General features: G+C 62.5%; 17 protein-coding genes, 1 pseudogene and 1 CRISPR repeat array. Of the genes and pseudogenes, 17 read left to right on the forward strand and 1 reads right to left on the reverse strand.

All coding sequences use genetic code 11. From position 1 onward, the window contains the following. The first annotated feature begins 29 nt into the window (after positions 1-29). From cas5c to QVN30_RS08855, 12 genes and pseudogenes are all read left to right on the forward strand, one after another. Positions 30-701: a type I-C CRISPR-associated protein Cas5c gene (gene cas5c, locus QVN30_RS08800; RefSeq protein ID WP_289836114.1), complete on the forward strand. Its 672-nt coding sequence runs from the start codon at positions 30-32 to the stop codon at positions 699-701. After that, the gene (gene cas8c / locus QVN30_RS08805) at positions 698-2,497 is read left to right on the forward strand and encodes a type I-C CRISPR-associated protein Cas8c/Csd1 (RefSeq protein ID WP_289836115.1); all 1,800 of its coding nucleotides are present in this window, start codon (positions 698-700) and stop codon (positions 2,495-2,497) included. The genes cas5c and cas8c overlap by 4 nt, the downstream gene beginning before the upstream one ends. Then, positions 2,497-3,414, forward strand: a complete 918-nt coding sequence (gene cas7c, locus QVN30_RS08810) for a type I-C CRISPR-associated protein Cas7/Csd2 (protein ID WP_289836116.1) — start codon at positions 2,497-2,499, stop codon at positions 3,412-3,414. The genes cas8c and cas7c overlap by 1 nt, the downstream gene beginning before the upstream one ends. A gap of 29 nt (positions 3,415-3,443) precedes the next feature. Continuing rightward, the gene (cas4, locus tag QVN30_RS08815; RefSeq protein WP_289836117.1) at positions 3,444-4,022 is read left to right on the forward strand and encodes a CRISPR-associated protein Cas4; all 579 of its coding nucleotides are present in this window, start codon (positions 3,444-3,446) and stop codon (positions 4,020-4,022) included. A 49-nt stretch (positions 4,023-4,071) separates the two neighbouring features. Next, positions 4,072-5,075 (forward strand): annotated as a pseudogene (cas1c, locus tag QVN30_RS08820) (type I-C CRISPR-associated endonuclease Cas1c). Further along, complete coding sequence (gene cas2 / locus QVN30_RS08825; RefSeq protein WP_353738884.1) at positions 5,047-5,373, forward strand: CRISPR-associated endonuclease Cas2; 327 nt, start codon at positions 5,047-5,049, stop codon at positions 5,371-5,373. Before cas1c ends, cas2 begins: the two are co-directional and overlap by 29 nt. A gap of 172 nt (positions 5,374-5,545) precedes the next feature. Further along, positions 5,546-6,171: direct repeats of the CRISPR family, unit length 32 nt; unit sequence GTCGCACCCCTCGCGGGTGCGTGGATTGAAAC. Positions 6,172-6,610: 439 nt separating this feature from the next. Then, positions 6,611-9,367: a DNA polymerase I gene (gene polA, locus QVN30_RS08830; protein WP_289836118.1), complete on the forward strand. Its 2,757-nt coding sequence runs from the start codon at positions 6,611-6,613 to the stop codon at positions 9,365-9,367. A gap of 177 nt (positions 9,368-9,544) precedes the next feature. Beyond that, positions 9,545-10,375 carry a Cof-type HAD-IIB family hydrolase gene (locus QVN30_RS08835; RefSeq protein ID WP_066834308.1) on the forward strand — a complete coding sequence of 277 codons (831 nt, stop codon included), beginning with the start codon at positions 9,545-9,547 and terminating at the stop codon, positions 10,373-10,375. A gap of 102 nt (positions 10,376-10,477) precedes the next feature. Continuing rightward, on the forward strand, positions 10,478-11,725 hold the full coding sequence (locus tag QVN30_RS08840) for an MFS transporter (protein WP_289836119.1): 1,248 nt from the start codon (positions 10,478-10,480) through the stop codon (positions 11,723-11,725). A 523-nt stretch (positions 11,726-12,248) separates the two neighbouring features. Then, positions 12,249-13,475, forward strand: coding sequence for an argininosuccinate synthase (locus QVN30_RS08845; protein WP_204539002.1), 1,227 nt, complete (start codon positions 12,249-12,251; stop codon positions 13,473-13,475). Positions 13,476-13,638: 163 nt separating this feature from the next. Continuing rightward, a complete protein-coding gene (argH, locus tag QVN30_RS08850) occupies positions 13,639-15,078 on the forward strand; it encodes an argininosuccinate lyase (RefSeq protein WP_289836120.1) in 1,440 nt (479 codons plus the stop codon). Between the two features lie 223 nt (positions 15,079-15,301). Next, the gene (locus tag QVN30_RS08855; RefSeq protein ID WP_289836121.1) at positions 15,302-16,621 is read left to right on the forward strand and encodes an L-cysteine desulfidase family protein; all 1,320 of its coding nucleotides are present in this window, start codon (positions 15,302-15,304) and stop codon (positions 16,619-16,621) included. A 652-nt stretch (positions 16,622-17,273) separates the two neighbouring features. On the opposite strand, the gene QVN30_RS08860 is transcribed toward QVN30_RS08855, so the two are convergent. Then, positions 17,274-18,041, reverse strand: a complete 768-nt coding sequence (locus QVN30_RS08860) for an HAD family hydrolase (RefSeq protein WP_289836122.1) — start codon at positions 18,039-18,041, stop codon at positions 17,274-17,276. Between the two features lie 378 nt (positions 18,042-18,419). Here QVN30_RS08860 and rpsA point away from each other — a divergent pair, with 378 nt between their 5' ends. The 5 genes from rpsA (at position 18,420) to QVN30_RS08885 (ending at position 24,440) form a co-directional block, all read left to right on the forward strand. Then, positions 18,420-19,580 (forward strand): 30S ribosomal protein S1, encoded by a 1,161-nt coding sequence (rpsA, locus tag QVN30_RS08865; protein WP_289836123.1) that lies wholly within the window; start codon positions 18,420-18,422, stop codon positions 19,578-19,580. Between the two features lie 80 nt (positions 19,581-19,660). Further along, positions 19,661-19,984, forward strand: coding sequence for a DMT family transporter (locus tag QVN30_RS08870; protein WP_289836124.1), 324 nt, complete (start codon positions 19,661-19,663; stop codon positions 19,982-19,984). A 692-nt stretch (positions 19,985-20,676) separates the two neighbouring features. Further along, the gene (locus tag QVN30_RS08875) at positions 20,677-21,348 is read left to right on the forward strand and encodes an HAD family hydrolase (RefSeq protein WP_289836125.1); all 672 of its coding nucleotides are present in this window, start codon (positions 20,677-20,679) and stop codon (positions 21,346-21,348) included. A 35-nt stretch (positions 21,349-21,383) separates the two neighbouring features. Next, positions 21,384-22,796, forward strand: a complete 1,413-nt coding sequence (locus tag QVN30_RS08880) for a Sapep family Mn(2+)-dependent dipeptidase (protein WP_289836126.1) — start codon at positions 21,384-21,386, stop codon at positions 22,794-22,796. 699 nt (positions 22,797-23,495) lie between these two features. Continuing rightward, entirely contained in the window at positions 23,496-24,440 is a 945-nt protein-coding gene (locus tag QVN30_RS08885) for a phosphate ABC transporter substrate-binding protein (RefSeq protein WP_066833555.1), read from the forward strand. Positions 24,441-24,490: the final 50 nt, after the last annotated feature.

A 24,490-nucleotide genomic window follows, 5' to 3' on the forward strand; every position in this document is an offset into this window, starting at 1 on the left:
TCAGAAACAATGAAGCGAAAGGAGGAAAAATGGGATATGGCGTGCGTCTCAAGATTTCCGGTCCGCGAGCCTGTTTCACGAGGCCGGAATTCAAATCAGAGCGGGTGAGCTATGACGTCATCACTCCCTCGGCGGCGAGGGGGATCTTAGAGGCCGTGTACTGGAAGCCGTCCATCCGGTGGCTCATCGACCGCATCGCGGTCCTCAACGAGATTCGGTTCGATACGTTCCGGCGAAACGAGCTGGAGAGCAAGTTGAGCTATAGGAACGCGAAAGAAGCTTACGAGAAAGGGACCGGTTTGGCCATCGTGGCTACCGACAAGCGTCAGCAGAGGGCGATGACCTACCTGAGGGATGTGGCATATGTGGTCGATGCACACTTCGACATGACGGATCGGGCCGGGGATGTTGATGATGGGCCAAAGAAGCATTACAACATCGCGATGAGACGCTTCAGGAAGGGTCAACACTTCGCCCAACCTGTACTCGGATGTAGGGAGTTTCCCGCGAAGGTCGAATTGCTTGAGGCCGATGAAGAAATAGCGGGCTTTTATTCCGACGTGCCCGAACGAGATCTGGGATACATGCTATACGACCTTGATTTCAGCAATGCGGACTCTCCAGACCCGCTCTTTTTCAGGGCAATGATGCGCCATGGGGTCATCGATGTTGCTTCGGCGAGAGAGGGGTTGGTCTCATGATTCTTCACGAGTTGAGCTCCCTGTATGACAGGCTCGTCGATCAACCTGATATCTCTGAGCAGATTCCGCTTCCAGGATGGAGCGAGGAGAAGGTTAGCTGGGCGATCGTTCTTGATGTCGAGGGAGCGGTGAAGAGCGTCCTGCCGCTGGGGACTCAGGATGAGAAGGGGCGGCTTCAGCCGCTCGAGATGATTGTTCCCGAGCACGACGGCAGGTCGGGAAAGAGCCCAAAAGCTTATTTGCTATGCGATAAAGCCTCCTACCTTCTTGGTATCGACGCGAAAGATGGGAGTGCGAATAGGGAGCGATCGCGTGTTTTACACCATGAGGTGTTAGATGCCTGCAACGATGCTGGAGCAAAGGCGGTCCTGGCTTTCTTCGACAATCCCAAAGCAGGCGATGCTGTTTCCGAGGGTCTCGTCGATGAGCTTGTAAAAGGCAGGATGATGGTTTTCTGTCTTGAGAGGGAAGGGAACTTTATCCACGAACATTCTGCCGTTCGGAGCGCTTGGACCGATTACCTTGAACGTGCCCCCTCCGATGATGTAGAGGGTTTCTGCTCTGTCACCGGTGAGTACGGTGCCCTTGCTCGCCTGTTTCCTCAAGTGACAGGGATCCCCGGAGCTCAATCGTCGGGCGCTTCGCTTGTTTCATATAACTTTGACGCGTCGGAGTCTTATGGCAAGAGGCAGGCCTACAACGCGGCAATTTCTAAAAGCGTTGCGTTCAAGGCGGGGACAGCCCTGAAATATCTTTTGGGTAAACCCGACAGGAGGATTGTTCTCGGCAACACCATCGTCACGTTTTGGGCGGATAGGGCGGCTCCGCGAGAGGAGCGTCTCTTGGCCGATATATTGCTCGGGAGGTCTTCTGCGGAAGACAAGGCCGCCCTCGACGTGGTTTCCAATGCGTTCAGCGAGATGCGAAAGGGGCTTCCCCTTTCGCAATTCGACAACAACCTCGGATTCAGCATCTTGGGGATTTCCCCAAATGCCGCGAGGTTGTCCGTGCGGTTCTACGAGCATCGTTCGTTGGGGAGTATCGCTGAGAACTACGGGTACTTCCTTCGCGACACGGCTATGGTGGGCGTTGAGAGGACCTCTATGTGGGGGTTTCTCCTGCAGACGGCGCCCCTTGGAAAGTCTTCGAATGTTCCCTCGACGTTGGTGAGCAGGAGCTTCGAATCGATGCTCCGCGGCACGGATTTCCCTGTTGCACTTGAGCAGCTGATCTTGTCGAGGATGAGAGCGGATCATGCGTCGAACAACAAATGGGATATGGAGCAGCGCGCGGCGGCTCTTAAGGGCTGCCTGGTAAGAAAGGCGCGCCGCAGGGGTGTCGAGCTGACGAGAAAGGAGCGCTTTGATATGGCTCTGAACAGGGGAAACAGCAACATCGGGTATCTTTTGGGGAGACTGTTCGCCGTTATGGAGCGTGCCCAGCAGGGTGCCTCGGGCGACACAAACGCGACAATCCGGGATCGGTACATCGGAGCCGCCTCCTCGACACCCGAGAGGGTCTTTCAGCCGTTGATGAGAGGCTGCCAAGCCAATCTAGGAACTCTGCGCAAAAAGAAGAGGGGGCTTTCGGTAAAGCTCGAGCGGGAGATGGACGAGATTGTCGGCCGCCTCTTTCCCGGTGAGAGCTCGCTGCCAAAAACGCTGAGTATGGATGAGCAAGGGGCGTTCTTCATCGGGTATTACCAAGAGCGCTGTGATCTCTGGCGCGGCAAGACGACCAAAGACGAGGACGTTGCAATTGAAAACCACACAGGTGATTCCGAGGAGGAGCAATAATGTCTGAACCGATTAAGAACCGTTACGACTTTATCTTTATTTGCGACGTGAAAAACGGCAATCCAAATGGAGATCCCGATGCCGGCAACCTCCCGCGTATCGATCCCGAGACGGGCGTGGGGATCATCTCGGATGTCTGTATCAAGCGCAAGATTCGCAACTACGTCGATCTTGTCAAGGGATGTTCCATCGATGATCCCGACGTCGAAGAGGGGGAGCTGGGATACAAGATCTACGTGCAGGAAGGTGCCGTGCTCAATGAGAGGAACGAAAAGGCGTACAAGCACTATGGGTTGAAGCCGGTGGATAAGAAACTGCCGAAAAAGGTCGAGGATCAGCGCAAGGTTACTCAATTCATGTGCGATAACTTCTTCGATATCCGAACGTTTGGCGCGGTGATGACGACCGGAAGAAACTGCGGTCAGGTGAGGGGCCCCGTGCAGCTGTGCTTTGCGGAATCGGTCGACCCGGTCTCCCCCCTAGAGATGAGTATCACGCGCATGGCGGCGACTGAGGCGAAGGAAGATAAAGAGAACAAGACGATGGGGCGCAAGCAGTACATCCCCTACGGCCTCTATCGCATGGAGGGCTTTGTGTCCGCCCCGCTCGCCGAGAGGACCGGTTTTTGCCAAGAGGACCTCGATCTGCTCTGGACGGCATTCATGAACATGTTCGAGGTCGATAGGAGCGCATCGCGCGGTCTCATGACTTCAAGGAAGCTCATCGTGTTCAAGCATGCGAGCAAGCTCGGAAACGCGCCCGCGGAAAAGCTGTTCGAGCTCGTTCACGTCAATCGCGTGATTTCGCAGGGGCAAGCTGCCCGCTCGTATGCGGACTATGAGATAAGTATCGACACCGAGGGGCTGCCCGACGGGGTGGAGGTTAAGGAGTTCGACTACATCGCCCCGATGGCCTAAGTGCTTTCTGTTCAGCATGGGGGTTAACCGTGTATTCCGAAGACGAGCTTCTCCCGTTATCAGGCCTACAGCATCTGTCGTTTTGCGAGCGGCAATGGGCACTCATCCATGTCGAGAGCATGTGGGAAGAAAGCGCCGATACGCTGCGCGGAAGATTCTTCCACGAACGTGTCGACGCCTCAGGTTACTCATGTCGAGCGGGCTTGCGTGCAGAACGATCGGTAAGGCTTGTAAGCTATGTCTACGGTCTTTACGGTGTCGCGGATATCGTCGAATACGACGCTGATAGCAAGTTGAGCATAATGCCCGTCGAATATAAGGTCGGCAATCCAAAAATCGAAGATTGGGATAGGTTGCAGGTTTGCGCTCAAGCACTTTGCCTAGAAGAGATGGAGGGCGTCCGCATCGATGTGGGTGCCCTCTATTACGGGGAGACACGCAGGCGAGAGGTCGTCGAGATTACCGAGAAGTTGAGAGGACGCGTTGGGCGCCTCGCTCGCCGAATGCATGAACTGTACGCCCTTGGCCTTACACCAAGGGCGGAAGCCCGCAGCCGGTGCAGGCGATGCCCCTGCGTGAAGAGTGCCTGCCATCAGTTGGTGGGCTAAGCGCTATCGACTATTGGGAAGATTTTGGGCTGGGCCTCGGGAGGTCGCAATGAGGAGATTACTCAACACGCTGTACGTGACAAACCCGGATGCGTTGCTCCGGAAGAAAGACGATGCTCTGTCGGTTGTGCTTGACGAGGAACAGATAATGAGCGTTCCGTTTCATGTGCTCGAAGGTGTCGTTCTATTTGGTCATGTAGGTTGCAGCATGGCCGTTCTCGCTACATGCGCCGACCGGGGGATCGGGGTCGGTTCAAGGCTCGTGTGGAGGGGCCGGTGCGCGGTAGCGTTCTGCTGCGAAAGGAACAATATCGCCGAGCATCCGATGAAGAAGGCAGCTTGCATTTAGCGACCAGATTCCTGCAGGCCAAGCTTCACAATTCATCGACTGTACTAAGGCATTATGCGAGGGACTATCCAGATCTTCGCGAGTCCGCAATCCCGGTGCTTGACGTTTTGGGAGCCGCTTTGGAAAGAGCCTCCGAGCCTCGGTCCCTTCAGGATGTTCGAGGCGTTGAAGGGGATTGTGCTCGTCGATATTTCTCGATTTTCGCAAAGCTCCTTCGTATTGAATCTGGTGACAAGCTTTTTGCCGGTAGGTCAAGGAGACCGTCAAAGGATCCCGTTAACGCAGCTTTGTCGTTGCTCTATTCGATACTTTCACGCGAGATCGCAACGGCGTGCGAATCGGTCGGTCTTGATCCACAACTTGGTTATCTGCATGCCTGCAGACCGGGCAGAGCGAGTCTTGCCCTCGACTTGATTGAAGAGCTTCGAGCCCCGTTTGTCGATCGGTTTGTGCTTTCCCTATTTAACAGGAGACAGGTCAAGGAGGCTGATTTTTCTTTCGATGCCGAGGGAGGGTGTTTCTTTAACGAACGGTCCCTCAAAAAGGTTTTAGGTCTTTGGCAACGGCGCAAACAGGAGGAGGTCATCCATCCATTTCTCAAAGAGCGGGTGCCGATGGGCGTCATTCCGTTTATCCAGGCACAACTATTGGCTCGATATTTACACGGGGACCTAGATGATTACCCGGCATGTCTATGGAGGTGAGGGGCAGTTGTATGTGCTTATAACGTATGACGTTGCCACAGGAGAAGACGGCGGAGAGCGAAGGTTGCGTCGTGTCGCAAAGACCTGCGTGAAATATGGGCAGAGGGTCCAATGTTCTGTGTTTGAATGCTTGCTGGATCCTGCGCAATATGAATTGCTGAAGCATGAGCTTGCCGAGATAATTGATAAAGAGAAGGACAGCCTTCTCTTCTACAATCTTGGTAAGAACTGGAAACGTCGCGTCGAACGACTTGGTGCGAATGATGCATATGATCCAGAGGGCTTGCTGTTGATATAGGCGCTTGTTGTCGCTGCGCGAACCTTAAGCTCCGTCAATACTTCGGGAGGTTCGCGCAGGTAATGAAAGTATGTTGTCATATTTGTAACGGCATTATATCCCATGAAGGTATGTTAGCGCCGACGACTGCATATTATCGGCAGTTTTATTCCCGTTGACGTATACTAAGGCCGTCGCACCCCTCGCGGGTGCGTGGATTGAAACACCGACGCCGACGCCTCCGACATCCTCGCCGAGCGTCGCACCCCTCGCGGGTGCGTGGATTGAAACAAGACGCGGCGCGACGGCATCGTGTACCATTTTTGTCGCACCCCTCGCGGGTGCGTGGATTGAAACCCAAGTCGGTAGGCTGAGTGCGGCGGTGCGTGCCTGTCGCACCCCTCGCGGGTGCGTGGATTGAAACGTCGTTGCTGGTGGGCGCTCCCACGTTTTTCCGCGTCGCACCCCTCGCGGGTGCGTGGATTGAAACAGCGCAGCAGATTCAGTGGCCACGGCGATTACGGTCGCACCCCTCGCGGGTGCGTGGATTGAAACTGGGAGGGGGTAGGCACATCGGTAGGCAATTCGCGTCGCACCCCTCGCGGGTGCGTGGATTGAAACACGGGGGTGAGGTAGATGAGCATATTTCGGCCGAGTCGCACCCCTCGCGGGTGCGTGGATTGAAACTCAGTCGCGCCGCCCTGAATGATTGCAGGCGGAAGTCGCACCCCTCGTGGGTGCGTGGATTGAAACGGCCGCATGCTCGCAGAGGCCCCCGATCTCAATAGTCGCGCCCCTCGTGGGCGTGTGGATTGAAACGGACCCACGGTACGGTTTACCCGCCCGATCCCGTGGTCGCATTCATTGCGGATGCGCGGATTAAATGGAGCTTTCGCGCCCTCGGGGAATGATGACGGGAACACCGCTGCTAGAACCGCTGCCGCGGATTGCTGCACGTTGAGCGTTTGCTCGATCAGGGGCCCGACAATGCCGTGTTTCCCGATTCTCTGCTGCTTGTTTTGCGATTGCTCGTTGACGCCCTGTAACGTCTGATGACGCAAGCATCCTGGGGCAGTCTAAAAAAGATGGATCTGAAGACCTCTTTATCATCGCTCCGCGACATTTCGGCAGGGGGTCGTGGATCGATGCGACGATCGCGCTTGGTCGATGTGTATCACGGTGTCTTGCGCCTCTTCCCGTGGCGCGTACTCTCGCGGACGGGTAGACTTGACCCAGTTCGCAAACGAGAGGATGACTTATGCCCGATATCCGCCGCACGTTTGCCGTCATCGACGGCAACTCGCTCATGCACCGCGCGTTCCACGCCGTGCCGCCCACTATGAACGCGCCGGACGGCCGTCCCACGAACGCCATCTTCGGCTTTCTCAACATGTTCCTGAAGATGATTGACGCCTTCCATCCGGACGGCGTGGCTGTGGCCTTCGACAAGGGCAAGCCGCGCGTGCGCATGGAGATGCTCCCGCAGTACAAGGCCCAGCGCCCGCCCATGGATCCGGACCTGCGCCAGCAGTTCCCCATGATCAAGGAGCTCCTGTCCAAGCTGTCGGTGCCCATCCTCGAGGCCGAGGGCTGGGAGGGCGACGACATCCTGGGCACGCTCGCGCGCATGGGCGAGACGGCCGGCTGCGACATGTACCTCATCACCGGCGACCGCGACATGTACCAGCTCTCCACCGAGCACGTGAAGATCGTCGGCACCAAGAAGGGCCTCTCCGACGTCCAGATCATGACGCCCGAGTCGGTCGAGGATCTCTACCACGGCATCACGCCCGAGCTCGTGCCCGATTTCTACGGCCTCAAGGGCGACACCTCCGACAACATCCCCGGCGTGCCGGGCATCGGCCCCAAGAAGGCGAGCGCCCTCATCGCGCAGTACGGCTCGCTCGACGAGGTCATCGCGCACGCCGATGAGGTCAAGGGGAAGATGGGCGAGAACCTGCGCGCGCACATCGACGACGCGCTGCTTTCGCGCAAGGTGGCGACCATCCAGACGAACGCGCCGGTCGAGCTCGATTTCGAGCACACGGCGTTTCCGGCCTACGACGCGTCCTCGGTCGCGGACGCCCTCGGGGAGCTGGGCATCAACGCCATGCAGAACCGCTTCCTCGCGCTAATCGGCGGCGAGGGCGCGCCCGAGGCGGCCGCCTCGACCCTCGATATCCCCGACGCCCTGCATGCCTACGCCGCGACGGGCGAGAACGTCGAGCAGGCCGCCCGCGAGCTCGCGCGGGCCATCGAGGCGGGGGAGTGGATCGCCGCGGTGCTTGACGACGACCGCGAGGCGGGGGCCCTGTTCGGCCTCACGCACACGCTGTGGGTCGCTGCCCCCGACGCGCTGCTCGCCTTCGAGGAGCCCGACGGCGGCGCCTGCGACCTGCCGAAGGTCGACGGCTACGACTTCTCGCACGGCCTGATCGCGGGCGTTTTGCTCCGCTTGTTCGGCGAGGGGAAGGTCGTCTCCCCGGACGTGAAGGCGCTTATCCACGAGCTCGCCCCGGCCGATTCCTCCGTGCCCGCCCACATCGACGTCCTCGCGATCGATCCCGACCGGATCTTCGATACGGTCGTCGCCGCCTACCTGCTCGATTCGGCGCGCTCGTCGTTCGATGACGGGTACATCGCTGACGCGTACCTGAACGTGCAGCTTCCCGCGGCCGCGGGCGAAGACGGCGCTGCCGAGGGCGCCGTGCCCGCCGCCGCGCGTTCGGCGGTCCTGGCGCGCACGGCCCTCATGCCGCTTGCCGAGTCGCTCGACCGTACACGCGCCGCGCGCGTGTTCACGCAGATCGAGATGCCGCTCATCCCGGTGCTCGCCGATATGGAGCGCACGGGCATGCGCCTCGACCCCGAGCGCCTGAGCGAGATGTCCGACAAGCTCGTCGGCCAGATCGATGAGCTTGCCGGGCGTATCCGCGCGCTTGCGGGCGACGATTCCTTCAACATCGCCAGCCCCATGCAGCTGTCGCACATCCTGTTCGACGTCATGGGCCTGCCCACCAAGGGCCTCAAGAAGACGCAGCGCGGCTACTATTCCACCAACGCGAAGGTGCTCGACGACCTCGCGCGCGACCACGAGATCGTTCGCCTGATCCTCGAATGGCGCGAGAAGACCAAGATCAAGTCCACCTATCTGGACACGCTCGGCCAGCAGCGTCGCGGGGACGGCCGCGTGCACACCACGTACAACCAGACCATCACCGCTACGGGTCGCCTGTCGTCGTCCAACCCCAACCTGCAGAACATCCCCACCCGCTCCGAGCTCGGGCACACCGTGAAGACGGCGTTCGCGGCAGGCGAGGGCGCGGTGTTCCTCGCGGTCGACTACAGCCAGATCGAGCTGCGCCTGCTCGCGCATCTCTCCGAAGACGAGCACCTGGTGCGCGCCTTCAACGAGGGGGAGGACTTTCACGCCGAGACCGCTGCGCGCGTGTTCGGCGTGCCGGTCGAGGAGGTCACGCCCCAGCTGCGCAGCCGCGCCAAGGCCGTGAACTTCGGCATCGTGTACGGCCAGCAGGCCTACGGCCTCTCGCAGTCGCTCGACATCCCCATGGCCGAGGCGCGCGAGATGATCGAGGCGTATTTCCGCGCGTATCCCGGCGTGCGCACCTACCTCGACCGCACCGTCGCAGAGGCCAAGCGCACGGGGTATGCCGAGACCATGTTCGGGCGCCGCCGGCCCATCCCCGAGCTCAAGATGCGCAACCCGGCACAGCGCTCGTTCGGCGAGCGCACGGCCATGAACCATCCCATGCAGGGCAGCGCCGCCGACATCATCAAGATCGCCATGGCGCGCGTCGCCCGCCGTCTTCACGACGAGGGCTTCGCTGCGCGCATGATCCTGCAGGTGCACGACGAACTCGATTTCGAGTGCCCCGTCGACGAGGTCGAGCGCCTGACCGCGATGGTCGTCGAGGAGATGGAGGGCGTCGTCAAGCTGCGCGTCCCGTTGATCGCCGAGGCGTCCACGGGTGTCACCTGGGCGGATGCCAAGTAGGAATCGACTGCCTGCAGGGCCGGCGGATCCCGTGCGATCCGCCGGCCCTCCCACGATATTCGGCGCCCTTGGCGCCACCGGTCGGGCGACTGCCCTATAATCTTCCGTTGTCTGCTGCGAGGGTCGTGCCGCAGCATGGGGGATATGAAAGGTTTCGCGCCTATGTCGCTTCACGATATGCCTACGATGTTCGACGACGTCGATCTCGCCCGCGTCAGGATCGTCGCGAGCGATATGGACTGCACCCTGCTCGCTGACGACGGGAGCATGCCGCCCGGCATGTCCGAGCGCATCGAGGCGCTCGCGCGCGCGGGCATCGTCTTCTGCGCCGCGAGCGGGCGGCCGCTGTATACCCTGAAGGACATGTTCGCATCCCATCTCGACCAGATGGCGCTGATAGCCGATAACGGCGCCGCCATCTGGGCGAACGGACGGCTCGCCTACAAGGATCTGATCGATCCGCCCACCTATCACGAGCTCATCGACTTCACGCTCGACGACGGGCGCGGGCGCCCGGTCCTGTGCGGCACGGAGAGCGCCTTCCTGCTCGAGTGCGACCGCGTCTACGACGATTTCTTCCGCCGCTTCTTCACCAAGATCGAGTACGTCGACACCTTTGCGGGCCTCGATGCCGAGGCCGACAAGTACACGGTCTATTTCCCCGACCGCATGGCCGAGGAGGTGTATGCCCAGACCTATCGCGACGCATGGGGCGAGCGCTTCTCGGTGACCAATGCCGGTAAGGAGTGGATCGACTTCATGAACAAGCACGTCGACAAGGGCACGGGTATCACGCGGCTGTGCGAGTGCCTGGGCGTGCCCGTCGCCGACGCGCTCGCGCTCGGCGACACCTACAACGACGTCCAGATGCTCGAGGCAGTGGGCCATAGCTATGTCGTCGCCAACGCGGAGGATCACATGCGCGCCCATGCGCGCTTCGTCGCCCCCTCCAACAACGAGCGCGGCGTGGCGCAAGTGATCGACCGCCTGCTCGAGATCGCCTGCTGATAGTGCTTTTTTGGGATCGTTTCCCCACGGAAGGGCGCCGCGCCGCCGTGGGCAGAAGCGATTCCGTCCAGAAAAAGCACCATCAGAAAGGAGATCACCCACATGTTCGCAGGTATCCGCGCATCCTTGCCGCGCGGCACGTTCGCGCTCGCCGCGGTTCGATTCATGCTCTACCTGGGCGTCCAGGCTTCGTATTTCATCGGCATCATCGGCACGCTGACCTACCAGCTTCATGCCGGGACCGGCGACATCGCCATGGCCGTCGGCCTGTTCAACCTCTTTATCATCGCGGGGAACACGGCGGGCGGGTCGCTGCTCGATACGCACGGGCCCAAGGCCCACACGGCGGTCGCCCTGGGCGTGGCCGTGGCGTCGAGCGCGCTGTTCCAGGCCGCGGGCGGATCCGTGGCGGCCGTGCTCGCCATGAGCGCGGCGTTCGGGTTCGCAACGGGCGTGGGATACGCCTACCTGTCGGCCTATCCCGCCTATCTGAGCGACGACGCGGAGCAGCGCAAGCGGATGAACGCGATCATGTCGGTCGTCTCCAACGTCGCAGTGGTCGTGGGCCCGGCGGTCGGCGGGATCATCGCGACCTTCCTCCCGTCGCAGCGCGTCTTCGCGTTCACGGCGGTGCTGTCCGCCCTGGCGCTTGTTCCCGCGGGGGCGCTGCTGCGCCGCATCGGGGCCTCCGCGCGGGCGGGGGAGCGGGAGCGCGGGGATTCGCAGGGCCCCGAGGGCTCGACGCTCGCCGATTCAACGCGCACGGTGTTCGCGGCCCCCTCGCTCGCCCTGCTGTTCTGGGTCGGCGTGCTCGCATATGCCGGCTACGGCGCGTTCGACCCGCTGGAGTCGCTCTATTACCGCGACGTGCTGCAGGTCGATATCTCGTGGATGGGATGGCTTTCGAGCGCTGCGGGCCTGGGCAGCGTCGTGGGCGCGCTCGCGGCCATGCGCGTGCCGCGGCGCTGGGTGAACGTGCGGACCCTGATGCTGCTCATCGCCTTCGAGGGCGCGGCGTGCGTGCTGTACGTGGGCACGTCGCATGTGGGATGCGCCATCGCGGGCCAGCTTCTGCTCGGCTGCGCGTTCGGCATGGTCACGCCGCTGCAGCACACCCTGGTCCAGATGCACGCCCCGCTCCATCTGCTCGGCCGCGTCAACTCGGTCATGAACGCCGGCTTCAGCGGGGCGGGGGCGGTCCCGCTGTTCGCGGCGCCCGTGCTGGCGCATCTGTTCGGCGTCCAGGGCGTGCTGATCGGGGCGAGCTGCGTGGTGCTGCTCGTGCCGCTGATCGTGATGGTGGCCAGGCGATCCGAGATCTCCCGCCTCGTCACGGGCGAGTCGGCTTAGGGAAGCGCCGACCAATTCATTCCGCGCCGGTCGGCCCCGTAGCGGGCGTCGCGAAAGCAATTGATCGGCGCTTCCCTAAGGAAGCGTGCCGGACCGTAGATTTCTAGAATGTTTCTTTCCTATTGACGGTTTCGCAAGCAGACACTTTAGCGTATAGTAGCGACCAATCGACGCTCCCATGCGTCGAGACGATACGCACGCAGGGTCGATGCAGAAAGGAAGCGAACGGTGGGCTACGTGCTGGCGACAATTCAGGCCATGGCGCGCAACGCCATGCTGCCCGGCCAGACTGCTGCCGATATCGCGACGCGACGCCAGCGTGCAATTTCCCGACGACGATAAAACGGTCGTCTCTGTTCGCATGGAGAGGAGGGCTCTCCGGCAGGGTTCGTCTATAGGTGCGTCGGGTTGATCTCGCCACGGCAGCTGGTGCCGCGGCCCAACCTTTCATTACATATCGTATAAGCGCCGTGACGGGCTCGTTGATGTTTCGTTTGCAAACCTTGACAAGGAAGGGAACACCATGAGCAAGGAAAAGGTCGTACTCGCGTACTCGGGCGGTCTGGACACCTCGGTCTGCATCAAGTGGCTGCAGGTCGAGAAGAACCTCGACGTCATCGCCATCTGCGGCAACGTCGGCCAGGACGAGAAGGATCTCGAGTGGATTCGCCAGAAGGCCCTCGACATGGGCGCGATCGCGTCCGAGGCGGTCGACATGCGCGCCGAGTACGCGCGCGACTTCCTGTCCAAGGCGATCTGGGCGAACGGCAAGTACGAGGGCGTCTACCCGCTGCTTTCCGCTCTGTCCCGCCCGCTGATCTCCAAGCACCTCGTCGAGATCGCCCACCGCTACGGCGCCAAGTACGTGGCGCACGGCTGCACGGGCAAGGGCAACGACCAGGTGCGCTTCGAGACCTCGATCCGCGCGCTCGACCCCGATCTGGAGATCATCGCGCCGGTTCGCGAGTGGGACCTGACCTCCCGTGAGTCCGAGATGGAGTGGGCGGCCGCTCACGACGTACCGGTGCCCACCACCAAGAAGAAGCCCTATTCCATCGACGACAACCTGTGGGGCCGCGCCATCGAGTGCGGCGTGCTCGAGGACACCTGGAACACCCCGCCGGCTGACATCTGGACGATGACCGCCGACCCCGTGGACTGCCCCGCCGAGCCCGAGACCGTCATCATCGGGTTCGAGGGCGGCGTTCCGACCTCCATCAACGGCGAGAAGATGGAGCTGCTCGACCTCATCATCAAGGCCAACGAGATCGCCGGTCGCAACGGGTACGGCCGCCTCGACATGATCGAGGACCGCGTCGTGGGCATCAAGAGCCGTGAGTGCTACGAGTGCCCCGCCGCGCTGCTGCTCATCGAGGCGCACCATACGCTCGAGACGCTCTGCCTCGACTACGAGACGCTGAAGGAGAAGGCCAAACTCGATGTCGAGTGGGCGAGCGCGGTGTACCGCGGCCTGTGGTTCAGCCAGAACCGCTTCGCGCTGGACGCCTACAACGCCTACACGCAGAAGTTCGTGACCGGCGAGGTCCGCATCAAGCTGTGCCGCGGCGGCCTGTTCGTCGACGGCGTGCGCTCCGACTACAGCCTCTACGACAAGAACCTCGCGACCTACGATGAGGGCGACACCTTCCCGCACGAAGCCGCGCCCGGCTTCATCGAGCTGCACAGCATGCAGCACCGCACCTGGTCGCGCGTGCAGGGTCCGGGTTCCGGTCTGCAGAAGATCGACTAGGGAAACACCGAGCTCGGCGGGCGCCGCGGCATACTCGCTGCGGCGCCCTGGTTTTGCCTGCCCGGACCCGTCTTGTGCAGACGGGTCCGGGCGGGCGGCGTATACTTACCCTTTACACGAAGCGGGCGGCGGGCTTGTCCGCCGGACACAAGGAGGTTGCAAGATGGCGCTGTGGGGCGGCCGTTTTGAAGAAGCGGTATCCGAGGTGACGCAGGAGTTCGGCGCGTCGCTGCCGATCGATCGGCATCTGTACCGTCAGGACATCGCGGGATCCAAGGCGCACGCGACCATGCTCGCCGCGCAGGGCATCATCAGCGAGGAGGACCGCGACGCCATCTGCGCGGGTCTCGACGGCATCCAGGCGGACATCGATGCGGGGGCGTTCTCGTTCGACATCAACGACGAGGACATCCATATGTCCATCGAGTCCGAGCTCACGCGGCGCATCGGCGAGGCGGGCGGGCGGTTGCACACCGGCCGCTCGCGCAACGACCAGGTCGCGACCGACACCCGACTGGCCGCCAAGGCGCTCGCTAAGCAGCTCATGGAGGACAACCTGGGTCTGCGCCGCGCGCTGGTCGAGGCGGCGGATGCGGCCGGCGACACCATCTTGCCGGGCATGACGCACCTCCAGCACGCGCAGCCCGTGCTCTTCGCGCACCAGCTGCTCGCCTACGTGTGGATGCTGACGCGCGACTTCGGCCGCCTGCGGGCCGCGTTCGACGCCGCCGACGCCTCTCCGCTCGGCGCCGCCGCGCTTGCCGGAACCACCTATCCGCTCGACCGCCAGATGACGGCCGAAGCGCTGGGCTTCTCCCGCGTGATCGAGAATTCGCTGGATGCGGTGTCCGACCGCGACTTCCTGCTCGACCTCGAGTACGCCTGCTCGGTCATGGCGGTGCACCTGTCGCGCCTGTCCGAGGAGATCGTGTTGTGGAGCAGCCAGGAGTTCGGGTTCATCACCCTGTCCGACGCCTTCTCGACCGGCTCGTCGATCATGCCGCAGAAGAAGAACCCCGATTTCGCCGAGCTCATCCGCGGCAAGACCGGGCGCGTGGTGGGCGACCTGGTCCAGCTGCTCATGACGTGCAAGGGCCTGCCGCTTGCCTACAACAAGGACCTCCAGGAGGACAAGGAGGGCGCGCTCGACGCGGCGCACACGCTCGACCAGTGCCTGACGGTCATGCGCGGCATGGTGAGCACGTGGAAGGTGAACGCGGGGCGCATGCGTGCCGTCATGCACCGGGGGCACCTGGCGGCGACCGATGTTGCCGACTACCTCGCTAAGCGCGGCATGCCGTTCCGCGAGGCGCACGCCGTCGTGGGGCACCTGGTGCTCGAGGCGGAGAAGGCCGGCTGCGATATCTCTGAGCTGCCGATCGAGACGTTCCGCGCGGCAAGCGACCTGTTCGGTGACGACGTGGTGGGCGCGTTCGACCTCGATGCTATCGTGGCGGCGCGCACGACGCGCGGCGGTACGGCACGTGCGGCGGTGGCCGAGCAGCGCCGGGCGGTCGAGGACGCGCTGGCCGCCGACGAGGCGGCGCTCGCCGGCCTGTCGGCGGTGGTCGAGATGGGGGAGGGCACCCGCTCGGTGCTGTAGCCCCAGGCTTCTCGGCGTTCTCAGAAAAGAATCTAGCTGCAACCATGCCGGTATCACCCGGCCGGAATGCGCGGAATCCGGTGCGATTCCGTGCATTCCGGCCGGGTGATACCGTAACTGTTACATCGGCGATGCCCGCGGGGCGTTGAGATGAGCGATGCGGACGACAGGGAATTGTTACAATAGATCAACGATTTGCCCGCCCACGCTGAAAGGACCGTGCATGTCCGAAGACCGCGACCCTCAGTTCTGTACCGAAATCCGCGACCGCTCGCTGTGCGAGATCCTGAACGAGGAGCTCGTCTGCGCCCTGGGATGCACGGAGCCCATCGCGGTCGCTTACGCGGCGGCGCTCGCCCGCGCGACGCTCGCCGCCGAGCCGCAGGCCATGCGGGTCGGGTGTTCGGGCAACATCGTCAAGAACGTGAAGAGCGTGACGGTCCCCAATTCGGACGGCATGCACGGTATTGAGGCCGCGGCCACGCTCGGCGCGGTCGGCGGCAACGCGGACAGCGCGCTCGAAGTGCTGGAGACCGTGACGGCGGACGACATCGCGCGCACGCGCGAGCTTCTGGCGGATCGCTCGTACTGCACCGTCGAGCTCGTGGAGGGCGTGCCGAACCTCTATATCAAGGTGACGGCGAGCGCAGACGGGCACTCCGCCGAGGTGGTCATCGCCGAGCACCACACGAACGTGGTCCTGCGCGCCTTCGACGACGAGGTGCTCGAGGGGTCGCGCGAGGCCGATCCCGCGCTGGCCGTGCAGGAGGACAACCCCGCCTACGCGTACCTGACCATCGATGCGATCGTGGGGTTCGCCGAGGACGGCGACATCGAGGGCGCGCGCGAGGTGCTCGAGCGCCAGATTGAGCTCAACGACGCCATATCGCGCGAGGGCCTGGAGAGGTGCTGGGGCGCCGAGGTGGGGCGCACGCTGATGGAGACCCGTGGCGAAGGCGTGGCCTGCCGGGCCCGTGCCCGCGCGGCTGCCGGATCGGACGCGCGCATGAGCGGCTGCTCGATGCCCGTGGTGATCAACTGCGGATCGGGCAACCAAGGTATCACCTGCTGCTTGCCGGTGGTGGAGTATGCGGCCGAGCTGGGCGTGGACCATGAGCGCCTGCTGCGCGCGCTGGCTCTGTCCGACCTGGTCGCCGCACACGTCAAGGGCTATATCGGCGCGTTGTCGGCGTTTTGCGGCGTCGTGTGCGCCGCATGTGGCGCGGGTGCCGCCATCTGCTGGATGCGCGGGGGCACCCGCGAGCAGATCGGCGGTACCATCGTCAACACGCTCGGGAACGTGGGCGGCATCGTGTGCGACGGTGCCAAACCGAGCTGCGCCGCGAAGATCTCGGCTGCCGTCGACGCTGCCATCCTGGGTTGCGACATGGCCATGGCCGACCGTGGCTTCCAAGCGGGCGAGGGTCTCGTGAAGGATACGGTGGAGCAGACGATCGCGTCCATGGGCTACGTCGGCCGCGTCGGCATGAAGGCGACCGACGTGGAGATCTTGAACCTCATGATCGGCAAGACGCGCGTGTAGCCTCAGGTAACCCGAAGGTGCGCGCGGTACCAGAAATATGGGAATAGGCGATTCTGCATAAACTGAGTCCCGTCGTGGTACAGTATAGTTGTACCAGCAAAGCCCGGAATGCTTAACTTGGGTGGGCAGCGCAAGGTGCTATTGCTTTATGAAGCCCGGTTGCCGCCGGGCTTCATCCATCTCCCTTCGTCATCCGTTTTTCTGCTTATTCTCCTGCCATAGGTCGAAGAGGAATCGGCCTATGGAAGGGAAGCGCCGACCAATTCATTCCGCGCCACGCGCCCCCGTGGCGGGCGCCTACGGGCTCAGGCTGCGTCGGCGCAGGTACATTGCGCCTTCCTCGCCTTCTCCCGCATCCGCCTCGCCACGGAGACGCCCGGCGCGAAAGCAATTGGTCGGCTCTCCCCTGCCAAGATCCGCAAGGGCACTCGCCAGGGCTTTCAGGACTTCTAGAACATCAGAAATGTTCATAAGCGACACTCCAATCAAGGAATTAGAGCGCCGCCCACAGCGGACTTTGCTGGCACAGTCAAACTATATATGAAATATGAGAGAAATCATAACAGTATTATAATGTGCATATAATTAAGAGATGTAATGAGTAAGCGGGTGATCCGCTCGCGCCCAGCGCCATCCACGGGACAGACGCGCGTCAGACCTCCTGCACGAGGTCGATGAGGTTGCGCTCGGCGCGCTTGTAGAAGCGCTGCTCGATCTCATCGAAGCTCTCGGCGAACTGGTCCATGCGGCCGCACCAGGTTGCGCGCACCGGGGTTCCGCGGCCGACGAAGGCGGTCTGCAGCCCGATGTCGGGGGTGGGGAAGTCCCGCTGGCGGTCGTTGCCGACCATGAGGACCTCCGACGGCTTCAGCCCGAGCTCGTCGAGCGCATCGGTGTAGTATTCGGGGTTCGGCTTGACGCGGCGCGTGTTCTCCATGGTCGTTACGAGCTCGAACGGCACGTCGAGCAGCTGTCCCCAGCCCATGCGGCACTCGATGCAGGCGGCGCCGAAGCTCGGGTTGGTGAGCAGGGCGATGCGCAGTCCGCGCGAGAGCACCGCCTCGATGGCCTTGGCGGCCCCCTTCATGGGATGCGCGTCGATGATGGCGTCGTTGCGCCCGGGCAGGATCTCGCGCTCGTAATAGGTGAGCGCGTCGGCGATGACGGGGTCCGACAGCACCACGCCGCCGCGCCGCTCGATGGCCGCGTCGAACAGCTCCCGGTTGGTGCACGTGTTGTCGCGCTCCGCGCGGTTGACGTCGAGCAGCGCCGCCGTGTACGCGGCGAACATGGACAGGGGGTTCCTGCGCCCGATGTCCGCAAGCAGCGCGGACTCCTCCTTGGCGAGCACCGCGATAAAGGCGCTCAGGTTGATGTCGAGCAGGGTCTGGTCCATGTCGAATACCACGGCTTTCAGCATGTGCACCTCCTTTACGGGTCGAATCGCGGCGTGATTGCATGAACGCCGGTCATGCATATGCGTCTGTTGTACCCATTCTGATGAATGCATGCCATCCGCTTCGCTTACACTTTTGTTATCGGAGCGATTGCAGTCGTGACTATTCGGTGGAGAGACGGGAATTCTTTTCAAACCGTTTACGTAAAAATCCGTCTTTGACCTTGAAAATCAGAACGATTCCACGTAGTCTAGACGAACGTGAGCATACGCTCACATCAGTATCTGTCGGCTCCCGAGAAGTTCCAAACGGTGCGCACCGCAGCCGGGCACCCGCCTGGACGCACGTGCAATCTGCAGGTCCTAGCAATCGGGGCCCCATAGTTCGAAAGGGGTCCACCTTTGAGTGAGATTCAGAACTCGTCCATTTTCTCCCTCGATGATGTCAATGAGGAGGAGATGAACAGCCTCATCGACGGCACGATCACCGATTTCGACGAGGGAGATCTGGTCAACGGCACCGTCGTGAAGATCGAGCGCGACGAGGTTCTCGTCGACATCGGATTCAAGTCCGAGGGCGTCATTCCCGTGCGCGAGCTTTCCATCCGCAAGGATGCCAACCCTGCAGACATCGTCTCGCTGGGCGATCCCATCGAGGCTCTCGTGCTCCAGAAGGAGGACAAGGACGGTCGTCTGGTCCTCTCCAAGAAGCGTGCTGAGTACGAGCGCGCCTGGAACCGCATCGAGGAGAAGTTCAACTCCGGCGAGAACGTCGAGGGCGAGGTCATCGAGGTCGTCAAGGGCGGTCTGATCCTCGACATCGGCCTGCGCGGCTTCCTGCCCGCGTCGCTCGTCGACCTCCGTCGCGTCAAGGACCTCAGCTCCTACCTGCACACCTCCATCGAGGCTCGCGTCATCGAGATGGACCGCAACCGCAACAACGTCGTGCTGTCCCGTCGCGTGGTGCTCGAGGAGTCCCGCAAGGCCGAGCGCACCGAGATCCTCTCCAAGCTCAAGAGCGGCATGCGCCTCAAGGGCACCGTCTCCTCCATCGTGGACTTCGGCGCCTTCGTGGATCTGGGCGGCATCGACGGCCTCATCCACATCTCCGAGCTCTCCTGGAACCACGTCAACCACCCCTCCGAGGTCGTTAAGGTCGGCCAGGAGGTCGAGGTCGAGGTCCTGGATGTCGACCTCAACCGCGAGCGCATCTCCCTCGGTCTCAAGCAGACCACCGAGGATCCGTGGCGCGCGCTCGTCAAGAAGTACCCCGTCGGCGCTATCGTCGAGGGCACCGTCACCAAGCTCGTGCCCTTCGGCGCGTTCGTCGACCTCGGTGAGGGCATCGAGGGCCTCGTGCACATCTCCGAGATGGCCAACAAGCACGTGGACCAGCCTTCGCAGGTCACCCATGTCGGCGCCAAGGTCCAGGTCAAGGTCATGGAGATCGACCTCGACCGTCGTCGCATCAGCCTCTCGATGAAGTCCGCCGCCGAGACCCTCGGCGTCGAGATCGAGGTTGCTCCGCTGCCGTCCGAGAAGAAGGACGAGGAAGCTGAGTAACGCGAGCGTCTAGCTGTATAGCTTTGAGCCCCGGTGCTTGACGGCGCCGGGGCTTTTTCGTGGCGAAAGGGGACGGGAATATGGGATATCTGCTGCTGGCCGGGGCCATCGGTTGCGAAATCGTGGCGACGACCTGCCTGAAGCTCTCGGCGGGCTTCACCCAGTTCGGCTGGAGCGTTCTGACCGTCATCTGCTATGTCGCATGCTATCTGTGCCTTGCCCGCGCGCTGCTGACGGTCGATCTGTCGGTCGCCTACGCGACATGGTGCGCCGTGGGCATCGTCGCGACGACCGCCATCTCGGCGCTCGTGTTTTACGAGCAGCTCAATGTCGCGAGCGCGGTGGGCATCATCCTGTGCGTCGTCGGCGTAGTCCTGCTGAATCTCAACACGGCGGGTCATTAGCGGTACTCAGCGGGCATTCAGGAGCTACGATCTGGTATCCATACCATGCTTTCTGGGCAGCTTGAAGGGTTTTGCCTGCGAGGGATCCTGTCTCTTCCCTGATCGAACCGATATTGGATCGCGGCGGATAGGTTCAGATCAATTTGGTATCAATCATCCAGCTATTTCTGACCCTCAGAGCCCAGATGCATGATTCCCCCTGCAAAGTCATCAACAAAACCGCAGGTCGTTGATTGCCCGTTCAGGCTGTTTCACATACTATATGCGGTTTATTGATACCAAATTCATGTTCATGCGTTTTGTGCACCGCGATAGCGGCTTTTTGGTCGACCCCTGTTAAGCCACCCTGGATAAAGCGCCCCTGCGACTGCGGCGGGGCAGGACAGAGCTTACCGCCGCTCCGCCGCGTTCCCCGATCCGTACTTTTTCATGAACGTAGAAGGGCCGATTCGACATTCCCGCAGGATAGGAGATGGCGGCCTCGTGCTTTTTCATGAATAACCTTCGCTGGGCTACCGTATCCATGGCGGTCTATCGGAGGCTCGGGGCAAACCCACCTGTTCGAAAGCGACGTCTCCGCCGGCGACGAGCCCTTCTTGCTTTGTGCGGGCTCCAAGCTGCTCGCGTTTTCCGCCCCGGGCTGTCGTATGATGGTGGACGTTGGCCTACGCGACGAAAAGGAGGGCGCATCCATGCCCGATACGCTCCATCTTTCCACCCGGCCGGTCGTGCTGTTCGATTTTGACGGCACGCTGGCCGACACGAGTCCCGCGATCCTGCGCATGGCCCGCATGGCGCTGGGGAACCGCGGATATGACGTCGATTCCCTCGGCGACATGACGAGCCTCATCGGACCTCCCTTGTACGACGGCTTCATGGACCTGTGCCATGTCGACCTCGATGAGGCCGTCGCGATCACCAATGAGTACCGCAAGCTGTTCAACGCCGAGGTCAAGCCGGAGGACTACCCGCCGCTTCCGGGCGTGCCGGAGCTGCTGCAGGCTCTTGTCGACCGCGGGACGCGCATCGCGATCGCCACGTCGCGCCTGGAATCGATGGCCATCGAGATGATCAACGCGCTCGGGCTGCCGCCGTTCGAGGTCATCGTGGGCCGTCTCGAGCCGGGGCGCGACACGAAGGCGGACTGCATCCGCGAGGCCATGCGCCAGCTTGGCGTCACCTGCGACGAGGTCGTCATGGTCGGCGACCGTAAGCACGATACGGAGGGCGCGCACGCTTGCGGCATCCCCTGTATCGCCGTCTACACCGGCACCGCCAAGCCCGGTGAGCACGAAGAGGTCGGTGCGGATGTCATCTGCCACGGCATGGGGGAGGTCGCCCAGGTGCTGGGCGTCTCTCTCTAACAGCACGCTTTCAACATCTAGATTGGAGACACGATATGGATCAAGAGCTCGAGAACAGCGTCGACGCATACGTTGACGAGGTGTGGGAGGATGTCATCGCGGACATCGCCGATCTGGTGAGCCATCCGTCCGTTGCCGACGAGAACGCCGGGACCCCGGGCGCCCCGTTCGGCGCCCCCGCCCGCGCCGCCCTGGACTGCGCGCTGGGTATCGCGCGCAAGCTCGGGTATGAGACGAGCGACGACGAGGGCTACATCGGTATCGCCGACATCCCCGGTGCGTCGGATACGCAGATCGCGACGATCGCGCACGTGGACGTGGTTCCCGCGGGTCCCGGTTGGAACACCGACCCGTTTGTCATGGAGCGCCGCGAGGGCTGGCTGCTCGGCCGCGGCGTGATCGACGACAAGGGTCCTGCCGTGCTGTCCCTCTATGCGGGCGCCTTCCTCAAGCATGCGGGGATCACGCCGCGCTACACCTTCCGCGCCCTGCTCGGCAGCGACGAGGAGGTGGGCATGACCGACGTGCACCACTATCTCGCCGGCCATGATCACCCCGCCTTCCTGTTCACGCCCGATGCGGAGTTCCCGGTCTGCAACGCCGAGAAGGGCCAGTTCGGGGCCACGTTCACGAGCGGTCCGATTGAGGGTGGCCGTATCCTGTCCTGGAGCGGCGCCGAGGCCACGAACGCCATTCCGTCCGAGTCGGTCTGCGAGCTCGCCGTCGATGCCTCCGCATGCCCGGCCCCGGTCGCCAATGCCGACCGCATCGACGTCGAGGCCATCGCCCCCGGGCGCACGCGCATCAGCGCGCACGGTATCGGCGGCCACGCGTCGCTGCCCGAGGGAACCATCAACGCCATCGGCCTGATCGTCGGGTATCTGCGCGAGGCGAATCTCGTCGCCGAGTCCGAGAAGCCCTACCTCGAGCTGCTGTCCATCATCCACGCGGATACGGCGGGGGAGGCGTTGGGCATTGCGACCTCCAGCGAGGCCTTCGGCCCGCTGACCGTCAACGGCGGCACGATCGAGGTCGCGGACGGCCGCATCAGCCAGACGATCGACGTGCGCTTCCCCGACAGCACGACGGCCGAGCAGCTCGAGGCCACGTGCAGCGAGGTGGCGGGTCGCTTCGGCGCCACGCTTGCGGTCGGCCACGCCAACGTGCCGTTCTCGGTATCCGCCGACCATCCTGCCGTCCAGACGCTGCTCGACGTCTACCAGGAGGTCACCGGAAAGCCCGCTGAGCTGCTCTCCATGGGCGGCGGCACGTATGCTCGAAACTTCAAGCGCGCCGTCTCGTTCGGCCCGGAGGACAACAGCCTCGAGCTGCCCGCATGGGGCGGGTCCATGCACGGCCCCAACGAGTGCGCGAGCGAGGCGCAGCTCAAGGGCGCGCTCAAGATGTACATCCTGTCCATCCTGCGCCTCATGGACGTTGAGTTCTAGGAACGCTGATTAATTCATCTCTGCATGCGGCGGCACGCTCGAGCGGGCGTGCCGCCGCGTCTTGCGGGAGCGCAGAGTTCCGAGATGACACAGAACGGGCCGTTTGGCACGCTAAAGGCAATCACAGACCCCCTTTAGCGCGCCAAACGGTCCGCTTTATGTCATCGGCCCCCGCCGATGCTGCCCTCCCCGAGGAAAGTGGCTAGAAATTTCTGTTTTGCTGTAAGCCAGGCGCGGTGGAGATATCCGGATAAGCCGTCTTGGCTGTATTGGCCGGTTACGAAGTCGGTCTCTGGACCCCAAGATCCCCGAATCGGGCGCTTTAAGGGGGAGACCGGTGCCAGCGGCGGGCTTCCGACCCCTCAATACCGGTTCAGCTACAGCAAAACGGAAATTTCTAGCCACTTTCGCCCGGAGGAGGTTGCGGCCTGCGCGGCGCGGGGCGCAAAGCCGCGGATATGCGTCCCCTTGGCGGATGCTGATAGTCGCGATGAAGCGCTTTACCACACGGTGTCATTGTAAGGACCGTGTAAACCGGTAGAAATCTGAAGGTAAATCTTAGTCAGAGCATCGTAATAAGACGCGAGCGAGCAAAAACGCTCGGTGAACGCGCGATACAGTACGTAGTCGAAACGCGGACGGGTCTGCATGGCCGCCCGCACGGATGTTGCGAATCGCAGAATTCGCGAAAGGAGAACCATGTTCGACTACGCTTGCTCTCGTCGTCAGTTCCTCGGTTTCGCCGGTGGCCTTGCTGCTGTTGCCGGCCTCGGTCTTGCTGGTTGCGGCGGCGACACCGCCTCCACCGCTGCCGGTTCCGCTGGCGCTTCCGGGAGCTCCTCGCTGACCGGTACCGTCACCTATGACGGCGCTTCCTCCTTCCAGGCTCTCGTCGAGGCCGCCGCTGAGCAGTTCATGGCCGAGAACCCCGATGTCTCCATCACCGGCTCCGGCAACGGTTCCGGCACCGGCCTGACCGCTGTCGCGGACGGCACCGTGACCATCGGTAACTCCGACGTGTTCGCCGAGACCAAGCTCGAGGCCGACCAGTGCGAGGACCTCGTCGACCATGAGGTCGCTGTCGTCGGCATGGGTCCTGTCGTCTCCATGAACGTCACCGTCGACGATCTGACCCTTGAGCAGCTCAAGGGCATCTTCTCCGGCGAGATCACCAACTGGTCCGAGGTCGGTGGCGACGACGCCGCGATCTACGTCATGAACCGCAAGTCCGGCTCCGGTACCCGCGCCACCTTCGAGGCCGCCGTCTTCGGCGCCGGCCAGCCCGAGTCCACCTTCAAGGGCGAGGCCGAGCTCGACAAGTCCGGCGACGTCGTGACCCAGATCGGTTCCACCGACAACGCCATCTCCTACCTCGACTTCTCCCACTTCGACGACACCAAGTTCAAGGCCATCAAGGTCAACGGCGTCGAGCCCGTCTCCGAGAACGTCTACGACAACTCGTTCCCCATCTGGGCCACCGAGCACATGTACTGCAAGAAGGACGCCGACGAGGTTACCACCGCCTTCCTCGAGTACATGCTCTCCGAGGACGTCCAGGGCTCGCTCGTCGAGGAGCAGGGCTTCATCCCCGTGTCCCAGATGACCGTGGTCAAGGACGCCGACGGCAACGTTACCGAGAAGTAATTCCGGCCTGTCCGAATTACGCCCAGTACATAGAACTTTTTCGAAAGGTG

Source organism: Collinsella ihumii, assembly GCF_030385545.1.
In the GTDB taxonomy this organism is placed as follows: domain Bacteria; phylum Actinomycetota; class Coriobacteriia; order Coriobacteriales; family Coriobacteriaceae; genus Collinsella; species Collinsella ihumii.

Excerpts from the sequence above, each read along its gene's own strand:
- cas5c (WP_289836114.1), top strand. The coding sequence starts at position 30 with ATGGGATATGGCGTGCGTCTCAAGATTTCCGGTCCGCGAGCCTGTTTC.
- cas8c (WP_289836115.1), top strand. The coding sequence starts at position 698 with ATGATTCTTCACGAGTTGAGCTCCCTGTATGACAGGCTCGTCGATCAA.
- cas7c (WP_289836116.1), top strand. The coding sequence starts at position 2,497 with ATGTCTGAACCGATTAAGAACCGTTACGACTTTATCTTTATTTGCGAC.
- cas2 (WP_353738884.1), top strand. The coding sequence starts at position 5,047 with ATGATTACCCGGCATGTCTATGGAGGTGAGGGGCAGTTGTATGTGCTT.
- polA (WP_289836118.1), top strand. The coding sequence starts at position 6,611 with ATGCCCGATATCCGCCGCACGTTTGCCGTCATCGACGGCAACTCGCTC.
- QVN30_RS08835 (WP_066834308.1), top strand. The coding sequence starts at position 9,545 with ATGCCTACGATGTTCGACGACGTCGATCTCGCCCGCGTCAGGATCGTC.
- QVN30_RS08840 (WP_289836119.1), top strand. The coding sequence starts at position 10,478 with ATGTTCGCAGGTATCCGCGCATCCTTGCCGCGCGGCACGTTCGCGCTC.
- QVN30_RS08845 (WP_204539002.1), top strand. The coding sequence starts at position 12,249 with ATGAGCAAGGAAAAGGTCGTACTCGCGTACTCGGGCGGTCTGGACACC.
- argH (WP_289836120.1), top strand. The coding sequence starts at position 13,639 with ATGGCGCTGTGGGGCGGCCGTTTTGAAGAAGCGGTATCCGAGGTGACG.
- QVN30_RS08855 (WP_289836121.1), top strand. The coding sequence starts at position 15,302 with ATGTCCGAAGACCGCGACCCTCAGTTCTGTACCGAAATCCGCGACCGC.
- QVN30_RS08860 (WP_289836122.1), bottom strand. The coding sequence starts at position 18,041 with ATGCTGAAAGCCGTGGTATTCGACATGGACCAGACCCTGCTCGACATC.
- QVN30_RS08870 (WP_289836124.1), top strand. The coding sequence starts at position 19,661 with ATGGGATATCTGCTGCTGGCCGGGGCCATCGGTTGCGAAATCGTGGCG.
- QVN30_RS08875 (WP_289836125.1), top strand. The coding sequence starts at position 20,677 with ATGCCCGATACGCTCCATCTTTCCACCCGGCCGGTCGTGCTGTTCGAT.
- QVN30_RS08880 (WP_289836126.1), top strand. The coding sequence starts at position 21,384 with ATGGATCAAGAGCTCGAGAACAGCGTCGACGCATACGTTGACGAGGTG.
- QVN30_RS08885 (WP_066833555.1), top strand. The coding sequence starts at position 23,496 with ATGTTCGACTACGCTTGCTCTCGTCGTCAGTTCCTCGGTTTCGCCGGT.